This is a genomic window from Microthrixaceae bacterium, from assembly GCA_016702505.1.
GTDB lineage: Bacteria > Actinomycetota > Acidimicrobiia > Acidimicrobiales > Iamiaceae > Aquihabitans.
Map to the genome: position 1 here is coordinate 61,524 of JADJDU010000010.1, position 13,678 is coordinate 75,201.

Here is a 13,678-nt window from a genome sequence, read left to right on the forward strand (position 1 = left end):
GGTGTCAGCCTCTGCCGGAGGGGGCGAGTTGGCCCCGTCGGGTCTCGGCGGTGTCATATAGGGCACGGGCGTCGACGGTGCCGATCGTTCGACCGTGGTCGTCCACCACCAGCCCGGTCCTGATGTCTCCGCTGTCTATGCGCTGCACGGCCGTCAAGAGGGGCTCATCGGCCCGAACCACGGTGAGACGGTTGAGCGGGAAGGCCAGGTCGGAGTTGCGTAGGGCCTCCCACTTTTCGGCGGGGACGGCCCGGATGGCGTTGGCCGTCAACAGCCCCACCACCCGACCGTGGTCGGCGATCACCGGGTAGGCCTGGTGGCGGGTGTCGCGCGGCAGGGTGCGCAAGAAGTCGGCGACGGTGTCTTCGGCACGGGCGGTAGGCGGGTTGGCGTACATGGCGTTGCTCACCCGCACCCCCTCCAGCAACGAGTACAGCGGCGCCGAGCGCAGGGCCTGCCAGGCGTTCATGGCGATGAACCCGCCGACGGCCAGGATCCAGATGCCGAACCCGTCGCTGTCCTCGGCCCGCAGGTCCCCCAGGCCGTACCACGCCAGTCCGAGGCCCACGGCCACCCCGCTGCGGGCGGCCCAGACCTTGCCGGCGCTTTGGCTTCCGGTGCGCCACCAGATGAGGGCGCTGAGAACCGTGCCCCCGTCCAGGGGGGCAGCCGGCAGGAGGTTGAAGCCGGCCAATATCAAGTTGAGTACCCCGAGCCACGCCGACGCGGTGCCGGCCAGGTCCCACCGCCCGGTGTCGGGCAGAACGTAGGCGACCGAGATCAGGAAGGCGCCGCAGGCGGCGCTGGCCAGGGGGCCGACGACGGCGATGCGGAACTCGGCACGGGGGTTTGCGGTGACGACTCGAGGCGGGCCACTCCGCCCAGCAACCACAGGCTTATGCCCTTCACCCCGATGCCTTCCTCCCGGGCCACCAAGGCATGGCCCATCTCGTGCACGAGCAGCGAGACGAAGAACGCCAGCGCGGCCACTACGCCCGCCACCCAGTAGTCGGTGGTGGTCAAACCCGGAACCTGGATGGGGAAGTTGTTATCGGCCAGCACCCAAGCGTTGAGGCCGGCGATGAGCAGGACGCTCACGTTCATGCCGACCTTGATGCCGGCGATGCGCCCGAGGGGGATGTCTCGACCCATCGGGTCAAGCTATCGCCGAGGTCCGCCTCACACGTTTCGGCGGTATCGGCCTCCAACTTCGAAGAGGGCGTGGGTGATCTGGCCGAGGCTGGCGCTGCGGGTGGCATCCATGAGCACCGCGAACAGGTTCTCTCCGGCCAGTGCCGCCTCTCGCAGTCGGGTAAGCGCTGCGGTGGCCTCGGCGCTGTGGTCGACGTGGAACCGTTCCAGGCGGTCGAGCTGGGAACGCTTCTCCTCCTCGGTGGAGCGGGCCAAGGCCACGGGGGGACCATCGGTTGCCATCGAGTCCTCGGTTGAGCGGTCGCCGGGGGCGTCGGCGGCCCGGGTGAAGGTGTTGACCCCGATGATCGGCAGGGTGCCTTCGTGCTTGCGGATCTCGTAGTCGTGGGATTCGTCTTGGATCCGGCCCCGCTGGTAGCCGGTCTCCATGGCCCCGAGCACACCGCCTCGTGCGGCCAGCCGGTCGAACTCCGCCAACACCGCGGCTTCGACCAGGTCGGTCAGCTCGTCGATCACGAACGACCCTTGGTTGGGGTTCTCGTTGAGGGCCAGCCCCCACTCCTCGTTGATGATCAGTTGGATGGCCAGGGCCCGGCGGACCGACTCGTCGGTGGGGGTGGTGACGGCCTCGTCGTAGGCGTTGGTGTGGAGGCTGTTGCAGTTGTCGTAGATGGCGATGAGGGCCTGGAGGGTGGTGCGGATGTCGTTGAAGTCCATCTCCTGGGCGTGGAGGGAACGGCCCGAGGTCTGCACGTGGTACTTGAGCTTCTGGCTGCGCTCGTTGGCGCCGTAGCGGTCCCTCATGGCCACCGCCCAGATCCGTCGGGCCACCCGTCCCAGCACGGTGTACTCGGGGTCCATGCCGTTGGAGAAGAAGAACGAGAAGTTTGGGGCGAAGTCGTCCACGTCCATGCCCCGAGCCAGGTAGGCCTCCACGTAGGTGAACCCATTGGCCAATGTGAAGGCCAGCTGGGTGATCGGGTTCGCGCCGGCTTCGGCGATGTGGTAGCCCGAGATCGACACCGAGTAGAAGTTGCGGACCTGGTGGTCGATGAACCACTCCTGCATGTCGGCCATCATCCCGAGGGCGAACTCGGTGGAGAAGATGCAGGTGTTCTGGCCCTGGTCCTCTTTGAGAATGTCGGCTTGGACGGTGCCGCGGACGTTGGCCAGCACCCAGGACCGGACTTCGCCAGCTTCCTCGGCGGTCGGAGATCTTCCCTCGATGGCTTCGAAGGCGTCGAGCCGTTGATCGACGGCGGTGTTCAAGAACATGGCCAAGATGGTCGGGGCCGGTCCGTTGATGGTCATCGACACCGAGGTGGTGGGGTCGCACAGGTCAAACCCCTCGAAGAGCACCTTCATGTCTTCGAGGGTGGCGATGGACACCCCGGCGTTGCCGACCTTGCCGTAGATGTCGGGGCGTTCGTCGGGGTCGAAGCCGTAAAGGGTCACCGAATCGAAGGCGGTGGAAAGCCGAGTGGCGGGCTGGCCTGCCGACAGCAGATGGAACCGCTTGTTGGTGCGGAAGGCGTCGCCCTCGCCAGCGAACATGCGGGCCGGTCGTTCGTTGTCCCGTTTGAACGGGAACACCCCAGCCGTGAACGGGAAGCGGCCCGGGAGGTTCTCCAGCCACAAGAAGCGCAGCAGGTCGCCGTGGTCGTGCAGTCGGGGGAGGGCCACCCGGGGTACGGGGGTGCCCGACAGGGAGGCTTTGTGCAGTGTTGGATGGGCGGGATTCGACTGGTCGGCCTCGGTGCCGGTGCCGGTGTAGGCGGCGATGGTGGCGGGCCAGTCCGCCAGCAGGGCCCGGGCTTGGGGATGGAGGCGGTGATCCAGGTCGGCTTCCAGGCCGCCCAGCCGGTCTACCTCGGTGCCGTTGGGCTGTTCGCCGAGCATCGCTCGAACGGCGCGGACCTGTTGTAGCTGGCGGGCAACGTCGGCTTGGACGTTCACCTGGAGGTGGTGGTCACGAACCGTGTCGGCCACATCGGCCAGGTACCGACTGCGCGCCGCCGGTACCACGGCGGTGTCAGCCGAGGAGACCCGCACCGTGACCGGAGCCAGGCCTGCGGTCATCGGGTGGGCGGGGAGCCCGTGGGGCACCAGGAGGGTGCGCAGCTCCTGGTAGAGGGCGGTCACGCCGTCGTCGTTGAACCGTGACGCAACCGTTCCGAACACCGGCATGTCCTCGGGTGAGGCACCGAAGTCCTCGCGGTTTCGTAGGAGCTGGCGGGCCACGTCTCGCCGGGCATCGGCCCCTCCCCGTCGGTCGAACTTGTTGATCGCCACCAGGTCGGCATGGTCGAGCATGTCGATCTTCTCGAGCTGGCTGGCGGCTCCGAACTCCGGTGTCATCACGTAGAGGGACCGGTCGACGTGGTCCACGACGGCGGCGTCGCCTTGGCCGATGCCCGGGGTCTCCACGATCACCAGGTCGGCGCCGGCGGCCTTGGTGGCCGCCACGATGTCGTCGATGCCGGGCGGCACGGTGGTGGCGGTGCGGGTGGCCAGCGACCGGAAGTAGACGGATCCGCCATGGATGGCGTTCATGCGGATGCGGTCGCCGAGAAGGGCTCCGCCTCCCTTGCGGCGGGTGGGGTCAACGGCGATGACGGCGATGGACAGCTTGTCCTCGTAGTCGAGGCGGAACCGTCCGATCAGTTCGTCGGTGAGCGAGGACTTGCCCGAGCCACCGGTTCCGGTGATCCCGAGCACCGGAACGGCGCGGGCCGCGGCCGTGGCCCTCAACTCGTTCAGGAGGGTTTCGGGTAGGCGGCCCGCTTCGATGGCGGTGATCACCCGGGCCAGGGCGGTGTGGTCACCTCCCATCAGGGCGGTGAGGTCTGCTGGCACGCGGTCGGCCAGGTCGTGGTCGCAGTCGGCGACCAGTTGGTTGACCATGGCCGGTAGGCCCAGGGTTTGGCCGTCCTCAGGCGAGAAGATCCGAGACACGCCGTAGGCCTGCAACGCGGCGATCTCGCTGGGGATGATCACGCCGCCGCCACCGCCGAACACCTTGACGTGGCCGGCACCCCGGGCATCGAGACGGTCGATCAGGTAGCGGAAGTACTCGTTGTGGCCGCCCTGGTAGGAGCTGACGGCCACGCCGTGGACGTCTTCTTGCACGGCTGCGTCGACCACCTCGTCGACCGAACGGTTGTGGCCGAGGTGGATCACCTCGACGCCTTGGCTTTGGAGGATTCGCCGCATGATGTTGATCGACGCGTCGTGGCCGTCGAACAGGCTGGCGGCGGTGACGAACCTCACCGGGTTCACCGGTCGGTGGAGGGCGGTTTGGGCGGGTTCGGCGGAGGTGGAGCTCACCAACCCAGAATACTTGGAAATCAAACTATTTGTCGACCGACCATTGGGCGGTCCGGGAGCGTTAGCCTCCCTGGCCATGCGCCGTCCGCTCCCGTTCGACCCCATCGAGGAGGCCGGCCGCCAATGGGAGCTTCGATGGGATCAGGTGGAGGCCATGCAGGCGGCCACCTCCATCATGCGGGCCCAACAGATCCTGCTGGCCCGGGTCGATGAGGCCCTGAGGCCCTGGGACCTCTCCTTCGCCCGCTATGAGGTGCTGATCCTGCTCCACTTCAGCCGGGAGGGACGCCTTCCGCTGGGCAAGATGGGGGAGCGTCTGATGCTTCACCAAGCCAGCGTCACCAACCTGGTCGACCGTCTGGAAGGCCAGGGCTACATCGAACGTCAGCCCCACCCAACCGACCGTCGAACCACCCTGGCCGCCCTCACCCCGGCGGGGCGTTCGATCGTCGAGCCCGCCACCCGAGCCGTGGTCGATGCTCGGGTGGGACTGGCCGAGCTGTCCTCGGCCGATGCCATGAGGGTTCATCGCAGCCTGCGTCCCCTCCGGGCAGGGGCCGGTGACTTCGATCCCAATGTGAGGTCCCGTGGCTGAGCCCGCAGTGCCCAACCCCGGGGACCGTTCGACTTGGTCTCAGCGGATACTCACTCGGCGTCCGGGCGGGTCCCAGATGATCCTGGCGGTCCTGATGGTGGTCGCCCTCGCCCTCATCTTGGTGGTCCAGGGTCGTGCGGGAGGATCCCGGGGGGACTGGAACTCGGGGGTTCCGGTCCTGGTCACCGTCGGTGCCCACGTGGGTGACGACACCGCCGAGATGGTCGAGTACCAGAGCACCCGGCGGTGGATGATCGCCCGAGAGGCGTTGCGCCGGGCCGGATCCGACGCCATCGGCACCCGCTACCAGGCCCGACTGGTCGGCGATTGTCGATGCCAGCTCATGCTGGAAGAACCGGCCACGGTGCCGCCGGTGCTGATCGCCTTGGTCGGGGTCGGGTTGGCCAGCACCGTTCCCGGCCTGTTGGCCCGACGCCGATGGCGATACCAGCGTCAGGTTCTGGCCCGGCCATCGCGACCTGTGGCGGTGACCCCGGTGTGGCTCCGGCGGTCGCTGCGCCCCGCGGCCTTGGGTGTGCGAATCGCGGGCGACGCCGGACGAAGCGACGCCGTGTTGGAATTGGTGGGAACACCTCTGTCCTGGTTCCCCCAGGGCGCCGTGGTGCAGCTTCACGGCCCTGACCCCCGCAACGGGCTCTGCATCCTGGCCGCCCCCGGAGGCATGGCCGTGGCATCGGCCGCGCCCCGCCGAGCCGAAGGACCGCTCGTGGTCCCGTGGTCCGATGCCCTCAGCGTCGCGGCCGGATTGATGGAGGCCCCCCCGGAACGAGCGGTGACCGTCGGCGGACCTGGTGTCAGCCGGATCAGCGTCAGCGGCGGAGGCGATCGGTTCTCTCCTCCGGACGGGGTCGACGAGACGGTCCTGGCTTACGGCCCGGCGAGGTTGGCCAAGCGCCAGGCGGTAGCCGGGGCCCTGGCCTATGCGGTGGCCTTGGCGGTGGTGACGATCTCCGCTCCCGACGTGCGTACAGCCGCGACCTGGCTGGTGGCTCTGGGCATGGGTCTGGCCGCGCTGGCTCGCTTCGCCCTGGCCCGCAGCGCGGCGCGTCAGCCACCGCTTCGAACCTGGAGCGACCGCTCGGCAGCCCGGGCGGCAGCGGCCGCGGCCCACGGGGTGGGCCTGGTTCCGAGCCGGCGCGAGGCGGCAGTGCCCTTCGGGTCGCCCCGAACATCGTGACCGCGCCCTCGCAGCGACGCCGAGGTTGGCGCTCGTCCCTGGCGCCCCTCGGTCACCGCAACTACGCGCTGGTGTGGTGGGCCGGTCTGATCTCCAACGTCGGAACCTGGATGGAAACGGTTGCGGTCGGAGATCTGGTGGCGCTGCGAACCGACCAGGCCGGTTGGACGGCCCTGGTGGCCGCAGCCGGCTTCTTGCCCATGGGGCTGCTGGGGCCGATCGGAGGCGCACTGGCCGACCGCCTCGACCGTCGTCGCCTGTTGCTGGCCATGACCGCGGCCCAGATGGTCGCGGCTGGAGCCCTAGCCGTGTTGGCCGCCGCCGATCAGATATCACCGCCCTTGTTGGCCGTGGTGGTCTTCGCCGCCGGGTGCGTGGCCGGGCTCGGCTTCCCGGCCTATTCGGCCATGCTCCCGGACCTGGTACCGGGCGAAGACCTGCTGGCAGCCATGTCGCTGAGCCAGGCTCAATGGAACATGGGCCGGGTGGTCGGGCCGGCCCTGGCCGGGTTGGCCATCGGCCTCGGTTCCTATGCCAGCGCGTTCGCGGTCAACGCCGCGTCGTTCGCGGTGATGCTCTTGGCCCTGCGGGCCTTGCGCCTGACCCCGGCCCCGCGCCCAACCGACGAAGATGCGCTGTGGACCCGTATCCGGGTCGGGGCGGTGACGGCCTGGTCGGTGCCCGGGGTCCGATCGGCCATCGTGTTCATCTCGATCGTGGCGCTCACGGCTTCTCCCTTCATCGCCCTGGTACCGGCCATGGCCCGAGTCCACTTCGACGGTGATGCCGCTCTCACCGCCAGGTTGGTGACCGCGCAGGGGGTGGGAGCGGTGCTGGGCGCCCTAGCCCTACCGGTGCTGGCCGAGAGGTTCGGGCGATACCGGATGTTGATTGTCAGCCTGGGTGTTCTGGCGATCCTGCTGGCTGCATACGGGCTGTCGCCGAGCTCGCTGTGGGCAACCGTGGCAATCGTCGGTGTGGAGCGGCCTACATGTCGGTGCTGTCGGGGATCGGTACCGTCGTCCAGTTGCGGGCTCCCGCTGCCCTGCGGGCCCGGGTGCTCAGCTTCTACTTCTTGGCCTTGGGGGTGGTGTACCCGATCGGGGCCACCATCCAGGGCCCGCTGGCCGACCGGGCCGGTATGGGTGTGGTCACCGCGGCGTCGGGAGTGGCCATGGTGGCGGCGCTGGGCGTGGTGCGAATGGTCAGCCCGGCCCGTTTCGAAGCGATGGATGACCCCGAGCCGGACGATCTGTGAGGTCACCAATGGCATTCGGCCGTGTGACGAGCTGGAGCGGCAGAACTGGCGAATTCAGGCTCAGCTGATCAGCCCGGTGATGGTTCGGTCACGAAGTCGATCAGTTCCTCGACCGCCCCGATCAGGGGCGGCTCCAGATCGGTCCAACTGCCGACCCGACTCAGGAGTTGCTTCCAGAACTGCCACGGTTCGCCCCCGAACCCGATGCGGGCCAGGACGCCTTCCTTCCACGGTTCACCGCGCGGCACGTCGGGCCATGCCGCCAGACCGGCCACCGCGGGCTTGACCGCTTGCCACACGTCTATGAAGGGATGCCCGGTGACCAGGACGTCAGGTCCGGCGACCCCGGCGGCCAGGCGGGCTTCCTTGGATCCTTCCACCATGTGGTCCAACAAGATTCCGAGCCGCCGGCCAGGCCGAGGCCCGAAGGCGCGGATCACCTCGTCGAGGTGGTCGGCCCCATCGAGGCGCTCGACCACCACTCCCTCCACCCGCAGGTCATCGCCCCAGACCTTCTCCACCAGTTCGGCGTCGTGAATGCCTTCGACCAGGATCCTCCCGGCCCGGGCCACTCGGGCCGGAGCTTTGGGAACGGCGATCGAGCCCGACGCAGTGCGAGCCGTCTCGGCCGGTCGGGAGCCAGGGGCGGCGGCGCGGGGTTGGACCAGGGTCACAACCCGGCCGTCGACCTCGAACCCACCCGGCAACAGAGCCATGCGGTGCTCGAATCCCCGGCGGTCGCGGACCTGGAGAACCCCGTTGACCACGCCGATCACCGTCCCGGTGATGGGCGTACCCCGCTGCTTGACCTCGAGCCCGGCCCTGGCCGCCACCACCGGATGCTGTCGCCGAGGCCGGGCCGGACCATCGAGGTCGATGGGCTCCGAGAGGATGCCAGGGTCTCGTCGTCGGGGCGGAACAGCCATGGCCAGAGGCTATGGGGCGCCGACCCGTTGGTGATGCCGGCACCGTTCAGCATCTGAGGAGTCGGGGACTGATAGGTTCCGCGGCCCAACACGAGGTTCGGCGAGGATGGGCGAGATGCCAACGCTGTATCAGGTCAAGCGGGCAGTGCTGACGCCGCGCACTGTCTATCGCCGCCGGAAGCACCCCTACCTTCCGCCGGGCGTGCGCCACCTGCTCGACCAGAACTACTACCGGACCCCGTTCGTGGAGTTCCTGGTTGCCAGCGTCCTCACACCCGAGCTCCGTACCGATTTCCCCCTGGATCACTCGAGCGTGGTGGTGGACGTCGGGGCCCATGTGGCCGAGTGGTCCCAGGGCATCTGGGATCGCTACGAACCCAACATCTACGCCTTCGAACCGGCGCCTCCAGCCGTCGCCAAGCTTCTCGAAGGACCCGGCACCAACGAGCGGTTCCACGTTCTGCCCTATGGCCTCGGCGCTTCGGACACCACCGCAGAGATGCACCTGTCCGACGCGGGGTCGACCATCTACGGCGGGCAAGGTGAAACAGCCGAGATCCAGATCCGAGACGTGGTGGCGGTCTTCGACGAGCTGGGTATCACCCACGTCGACGTGCTCAAGGTCAACATCGAGGGCGGCGAGTACGACCTGCTCGACCGGCTGGCCGAAACCGGCTGGCTCGAACGCATCGACCACGTTCTTGTCCAGTTCCACGAGTGGCACCCGAAGGCCTACGGGCGAAGGTGGAAGAACCGCCGGGATCTGGCCAAGACCCACAAGGAAATGTGGTGTTGGTCGTGGGTGTGGGAGCTCTGGTCCCGTCCTACCTCCTAGCCTTGCCCCATGGTTGTAGGTGCTTGGAAGGTCACGCCGTCGGGTCCTCTGCGGGGGGACGTGTTCGTGCGCGGGTCCAAGAACGCCGTCACCAAGCACATGGTGGCTGCGGTACTGGGCGAGGGTCCCAGCACCATCAAGCGGGTTCCCGAGGTCGGCGACGTCGCCATCACCACTGAGATCCTGCGATCCCTGGGCGTGGGGGTGGACCACGACCAGGTGGCGGGCACCATCACGGTCGAACCCCACGACGGCGTCACCACCGAGGTGCCGTTGTCATTCAGCGGCCTCAACCGTATTCCGATCCTGCTGCTGGGCCCGTTGCTACACCGCAACGGGGAAGCGTTCGTCCCCTTCGTAGGTGGAGACCAGATCGGTCGTCGGCCCGTCGACTTCCACGTCGATGCTCTGAGGGCGCTGGGCGCGGAGATCGAGGTGACCGACGACGGGATCAAGGCCAAGGCCGCACGCCTGCGGGGGGCGAAGATCGAATTGCCCTATCCGAGCGTCGGTGCCACCGAGACCGTGCTGCTCAGCGCGGTGCTGGCCGAGGGGCGAACGGTGCTGCGCGGTGCGGCCACCGAGCCCGAGGTGATCGAGCTGGCCTTGTTCCTCCAGCGCATGGGGGCTCGAATCGAGATGTCTCCCGGCCGCAAGTTCACCATCGATGGGGTCGAGCGCCTGCGAGGGGCCGAGACCTCGCTCGACGGTGACCGCAACGAGGCGTTCAGCTACCTGGTCGCTGGCCTGGTCACCGGCGGTGAGGTGCGGGTCCACGGCTGCGCCCAGGACCGGGTGGTGACGGCCATCACCACCCTCAACCGCATGGGCGCCCAGTTCACCATCACCGATGACTTCATCCAGGCTTCGGCTCCCCACGGCTTGCGGCCCGCGGCGGTGCAGACCGAGACCCACCCCGGGTTCATGACCGACTGGCAGACCCCGCTGGTCGTGTTGTTCACCCAGGCCGACGGGATGTCGGTGCTGCACGAGACGGTGTACGAGGACCGCCTCGTCTACGTCGATGCCCTCAAGCAGATGGGTGCGGAGATAGAGCTGTTCAGCACCTGCCTGGGCGGTGAGTCGTGTCGGTTCCACGACACCAACGCCACCCATTCGGCTGTGGTCAAGGGGGTCACCCGGTTGCGGGGCGCGGCGGTGGACGTCCCCGACGTGAGGGCCGGGTTCTCGTCGGTGATCGCGGCGGCCATCGCCGACGGGCCGTCCACCATCTCGGGCATCCACCACCTCGAGCGCGGCTACCACCGGCCCCTCAGTCAGTTCGCCGAATTGGGGCTCTCAATCGAGCCGGTCACGTTCCGTACGTGAAAAGAACTTCTAGCCACGATAAGTGAGATGCGTCATACTCCTTCGCAGGGAACTACGGAGGCGAGCCGAAGGGTGAGCCGCCCATAGACACGGCATGGTTGGGCCAAGGCATCGTCTCGGTCTGGTCAACCTGGTAGCGACGACGACCGGACCTCCGCTAGGGCCGTGAGGGGATTTCGACCGACTGCGAGGATCCAACATGAGGACCATGTCTCAACCGTGGGCGCGCGCCATCGTGGCGTTGGTGCTGGTCGTTTCGCTGGCCACCGGATGCGGGGACGACGAATCGGGTGACGATGTCGCCGCTTCGACTTCGGGCCCGGCGTCGGCCACCTCGGGTGACTCGACGGCATCGACCCCGTCGGGCGAAGCAGGCAAAGAGGCGCAGAAGCTGACCGTCACGGCCACCGATTTCGCTTTCGAGGGCATACCCGACGAGATCACCGCCGGCGCGGTCAGTGTCACGTTCACCAACGATGGCTCGGTGCTCCACGACCTCGGCTTCGTGCAGGTGGCAGAGGACACCACGCTGGCCCAGTTCGACAAGGACTTTCCCCCGGTGGTCGAGGGCGGACCCTTCCCTGACTACGCCGAGGCGGTGGTGGTCCCGGTCCAGGCCGAGCCCGGAGCTTCGGCCGAGGCCGACTTCCTGCTCACCCCCGGCCGCTACGTCGCCCTGTGCGGAGCCAACGGCGACCCCGATCAGCCCGCCCAAGAGGATGGATCACCGGCCGAGGGAATGGTCCACAGCTCCCGAGGCATGGCCAAGATAGTGACGGTGGTGGATGGCGACGACAGCGCTGAACTGGCTGAGGCCGACGGCACCATCACCGCCAAGGACCACAGCTTCGACGCCGATCTGGAAGCCGGAGACCAGTCGATCCTGTTCGTGAACGAAGGCCCCGATGAGGTGCACTTCGCCTCGATCATGGCCTTCCCCGAGGGGACCACGGCCGTAGAGGCCGAGAAGGCCTTCGAGGACATGCTCAACATGCCCGAAGACCAGCCACCACCTGCCGATTTCGTCCCGCCCGAAGAGGTCGCCTTCACCGGCATCGCCAGCACCGGACTGGACATCAGGACCACCATGGCCGAACCGCTCGAGAGCGGTCGGACCTACCTGTTGGTCTGCTTCATCCAGGACCGGGCCGGCGGTCCGCCGCACGCCATCGCCAACAAGATGTACAAGGCCATAACCATCGAGTGATCGGGCTTCTAGCGTGGGGAGGCCATGATCCTCCTCCAGGCTTCTGACCTATCCGCATCCAGGCCCGGCCGTCGGCTGTTCCACGACGTGTCGCTCACAGTTTCCAGCGGTGACCGCCTCGGGCTGGTCGGCATCAACGGCACCGGCAAATCGACCCTGCTGCGGGTGCTGGCCGGCCGAAGCGAGCCCGAGGCGGGGACGGTGCGTCCGGGCCGCAGCACCCGGGTGGTGATGCTCGATCAGGCCGATGACCTGCCGGAAGGCACCGTGCGGGCCGCGGTTGCACCCGGCAGTCACCCTGAACGGGAGTGGGAGGTAGACGCCATCCTCCACCGGCTCGGAATTGACGACTTGGCCGACGTGGACACGACCCGGCTGTCGGGCGGGCAGACCAAACGGGTGGCGCTGGCCCGAGCCCTGGTCGAAGTCGGCCCGGGTGGAGGGCCCGACGACGACGCCGTGCTGTTGATCCTCGACGAACCCACCAACCACCTCGACATCGATGCCATCGCCTGGTTGGAGGAACGTCTGGTCAAGCATCGGGGCGGGCTGATCCTGGTCACCCACGACCGTCACGTCCTGGACCGGCTGACCACCCGGATTCTCGAACTGGACCGGGGCGGTGCCTTCATCCACGACGGCGGCTATGGCCGATATCTGGAGGGACGTCAGGGCCGGGAGGAACGGGCGGCGACGGCCGAGACGGTTCGACGCAACCTGGCCCGCAAGGAACTGGCCTGGCTGCGACGGGGTGCCCCGGCCCGGACCTCCAAACCCAAGGCCCGCATCGCCTCGGCCACCGCCGTGGTGACCGGAAAGGCTCAGGCCGCAGCTCGTACCGGCGAGCTTCCACTGCACGCCGAGACCCCGCGCCTGGGTGATCGTGTGGTCGAGCTCCATGGTGTGGGCCACCGCTACGGGGCTGAGGCACCGTGGCTCTTCCGCGGCGTGGACCTCAAACTCGACCCCCGAGAACGGCTCGGCATCGTCGGGCCGAACGGGGCAGGGAAGTCGACCCTTCTGAAGGTCATGGCCGGACGTGTCGCTCCAGAGGAAGGGGAGGTGGTGACCGGGTCCACCGTCTCGCTGGCGTTGTGGGATCAGCTCGGTGCTGACTTGGACCCGAACCAGAGGGTCCGAGATGCGGTGGCCGGTCCTGCCCGCAACGCCGACTGGTCCGATGCCGCCCTGCTGGAGCGGTTCTGGTTCGACGGCGACGCCCAGTGGGCCCCGATCGGCTCGCTGTCTGGGGGTGAGCGTCGCCGGCTCCAGCTCCTGCTCATCTTGGCCCAGCGTCCCAACGTGTTGCTCCTCGATGAGCCCACCAACGACTTGGATCTGGACACTTTGCGTTCGTTGGAGGACTTCTTGGAGGAGTGGCCGGGGGCGCTGGTGGTTGTCAGCCACGACCGGGCCTTCTTGGAGCGCACCGTCGCCGACGTGTTGGTCATCGACGACAGCCACGACGCCGAAAGGGTGGCCGGTGGCTACGCGGCGTGGGAGGCGGCTCGGCGAGAGGTGGGTTCGACTGGCCCGGTTTCGGCCGCGGCGAGCAAAGCCGCGTCGGGTAATGCCGCGTCGGGGGCGAAGGCCACCTCGGTGAGCAAGGTCAACTCTGCGGGGCGGAGCGCCAGCACCTTGCGCTTCCTCACCAAGGACGTCGAGAAGCGAATGCGGACCCTCGAAAAGCAGCACCAGGCGCTGGCGGCCGAGATGGCGAGCGTCGATCCGTCCGACCACCATGGGCTGGCCGACATCGGAGGCCGGCTGGCGGTTGTGGACGGAGAGCTCGCCGCGGCCGAGGACGAATGGCTGGCGCTGGCCGAGGAGGCCGAGGCCTGAACCCCCTCT

At 68.1% G+C, this 13,678-nt stretch carries 11 protein-coding genes and 1 pseudogene; 8 read left to right on the forward strand and 4 right to left on the reverse strand.

The window, feature by feature from the left end; all coding sequences use genetic code 11:
* Positions 1 to 4 precede the first annotated feature (4 nt).
* From IPG97_11345 to IPG97_11355, 3 genes are read right to left on the reverse strand one after another with little or no spacing between them, the layout of a single operon-like run.
* Positions 5 to 892 carry a CBS domain-containing protein gene (locus IPG97_11345; GenBank protein MBK6857111.1) on the reverse strand — a complete coding sequence of 296 codons (888 nt, stop codon included), beginning with the start codon at positions 890 to 892 and terminating at the stop codon, positions 5 to 7.
* A complete protein-coding gene (locus IPG97_11350) occupies positions 781 to 1,152 on the reverse strand; it encodes a hypothetical protein (GenBank protein ID MBK6857112.1) in 372 nt (123 codons plus the stop codon). Before IPG97_11350 ends, IPG97_11345 begins: the two co-directional genes overlap by 112 nt.
* A gap of 27 nt (positions 1,153 to 1,179) precedes the next feature.
* The gene (locus tag IPG97_11355; GenBank protein MBK6857113.1) at positions 1,180 to 4,557 is read right to left on the reverse strand and encodes a methylmalonyl-CoA mutase family protein; all 3,378 of its coding nucleotides are present in this window, start codon (positions 4,555 to 4,557) and stop codon (positions 1,180 to 1,182) included.
* On the opposite strand from IPG97_11355, the gene IPG97_11360 reads away from it, so the two are divergent.
* The 4 genes and pseudogenes from IPG97_11360 to IPG97_11375 all read left to right on the forward strand — a co-directional run bounded on the left by IPG97_11360 (position 4,556) and on the right by IPG97_11375 (position 7,530).
* On the forward strand, positions 4,556 to 5,074 hold the full coding sequence (locus IPG97_11360; GenBank protein ID MBK6857114.1) for a MarR family transcriptional regulator: 519 nt from the start codon (positions 4,556 to 4,558) through the stop codon (positions 5,072 to 5,074). The two genes, IPG97_11355 and IPG97_11360, sit on opposite strands and share 2 nt — an antisense overlap.
* On the forward strand, positions 5,067 to 6,272 hold the full coding sequence (locus IPG97_11365; GenBank protein MBK6857115.1) for a hypothetical protein: 1,206 nt from the start codon (positions 5,067 to 5,069) through the stop codon (positions 6,270 to 6,272). The genes IPG97_11360 and IPG97_11365 overlap by 8 nt, the downstream gene beginning before the upstream one ends.
* Positions 6,161 to 7,246 (forward strand): annotated as a pseudogene (locus IPG97_11370) (MFS transporter). Before IPG97_11365 ends, IPG97_11370 begins: the two are co-directional and overlap by 112 nt.
* A gap of 17 nt (positions 7,247 to 7,263) precedes the next feature.
* Positions 7,264 to 7,530 (forward strand): MFS transporter, encoded by a 267-nt coding sequence (locus tag IPG97_11375; protein MBK6857116.1) that lies wholly within the window; start codon positions 7,264 to 7,266, stop codon positions 7,528 to 7,530.
* A 68-nt stretch (positions 7,531 to 7,598) separates the two neighbouring features.
* Here IPG97_11375 and IPG97_11380 read toward each other — a convergent pair whose 3' ends face one another.
* Complete coding sequence (locus tag IPG97_11380; GenBank protein MBK6857117.1) at positions 7,599 to 8,456, reverse strand: DUF3097 family protein; 858 nt, start codon at positions 8,454 to 8,456, stop codon at positions 7,599 to 7,601.
* A 115-nt stretch (positions 8,457 to 8,571) separates the two neighbouring features.
* Between IPG97_11380 and IPG97_11385 the strand changes: the two genes are divergently transcribed.
* From IPG97_11385 to IPG97_11400, 4 genes are all read left to right on the forward strand, one after another.
* Entirely contained in the window at positions 8,572 to 9,291 is a 720-nt protein-coding gene (locus IPG97_11385) for an FkbM family methyltransferase (protein MBK6857118.1), read from the forward strand.
* Between the two features lie 9 nt (positions 9,292 to 9,300).
* Positions 9,301 to 10,620: a UDP-N-acetylglucosamine 1-carboxyvinyltransferase gene (gene murA, locus IPG97_11390; protein MBK6857119.1), complete on the forward strand. Its 1,320-nt coding sequence runs from the start codon at positions 9,301 to 9,303 to the stop codon at positions 10,618 to 10,620.
* Between the two features lie 199 nt (positions 10,621 to 10,819).
* The gene (locus tag IPG97_11395) at positions 10,820 to 11,827 is read left to right on the forward strand and encodes a hypothetical protein (protein ID MBK6857120.1); all 1,008 of its coding nucleotides are present in this window, start codon (positions 10,820 to 10,822) and stop codon (positions 11,825 to 11,827) included.
* Between the two features lie 24 nt (positions 11,828 to 11,851).
* Positions 11,852 to 13,669 carry an ABC-F family ATP-binding cassette domain-containing protein gene (locus IPG97_11400; protein ID MBK6857121.1) on the forward strand — a complete coding sequence of 606 codons (1,818 nt, stop codon included), beginning with the start codon at positions 11,852 to 11,854 and terminating at the stop codon, positions 13,667 to 13,669.
* Positions 13,670 to 13,678: the final 9 nt, after the last annotated feature.

What these genes read in the sequence shown, in the direction of transcription:
- IPG97_11355 (MBK6857113.1), bottom strand. Translation starts at nt 4,557, where the DNA reads ATGGCCAGGGAGGCTAACGCTCCCGGACCGCCCAATGGTCGGTCGACA.
- IPG97_11385 (MBK6857118.1), top strand. Translation starts at nt 8,572, where the DNA reads ATGCCAACGCTGTATCAGGTCAAGCGGGCAGTGCTGACGCCGCGCACT.
- IPG97_11380 (MBK6857117.1), bottom strand. Translation starts at nt 8,456, where the DNA reads ATGGCTGTTCCGCCCCGACGACGAGACCCTGGCATCCTCTCGGAGCCC.
- murA (MBK6857119.1), top strand. Translation starts at nt 9,301, where the DNA reads ATGGTTGTAGGTGCTTGGAAGGTCACGCCGTCGGGTCCTCTGCGGGGG.
- IPG97_11375 (MBK6857116.1), top strand. Translation starts at nt 7,264, where the DNA reads ATGTCGGTGCTGTCGGGGATCGGTACCGTCGTCCAGTTGCGGGCTCCC.
- IPG97_11395 (MBK6857120.1), top strand. Translation starts at nt 10,820, where the DNA reads ATGAGGACCATGTCTCAACCGTGGGCGCGCGCCATCGTGGCGTTGGTG.
- IPG97_11400 (MBK6857121.1), top strand. Translation starts at nt 11,852, where the DNA reads ATGATCCTCCTCCAGGCTTCTGACCTATCCGCATCCAGGCCCGGCCGT.
- IPG97_11350 (MBK6857112.1), bottom strand. Translation starts at nt 1,152, where the DNA reads ATGGGTCGAGACATCCCCCTCGGGCGCATCGCCGGCATCAAGGTCGGC.
- IPG97_11360 (MBK6857114.1), top strand. Translation starts at nt 4,556, where the DNA reads ATGCGCCGTCCGCTCCCGTTCGACCCCATCGAGGAGGCCGGCCGCCAA.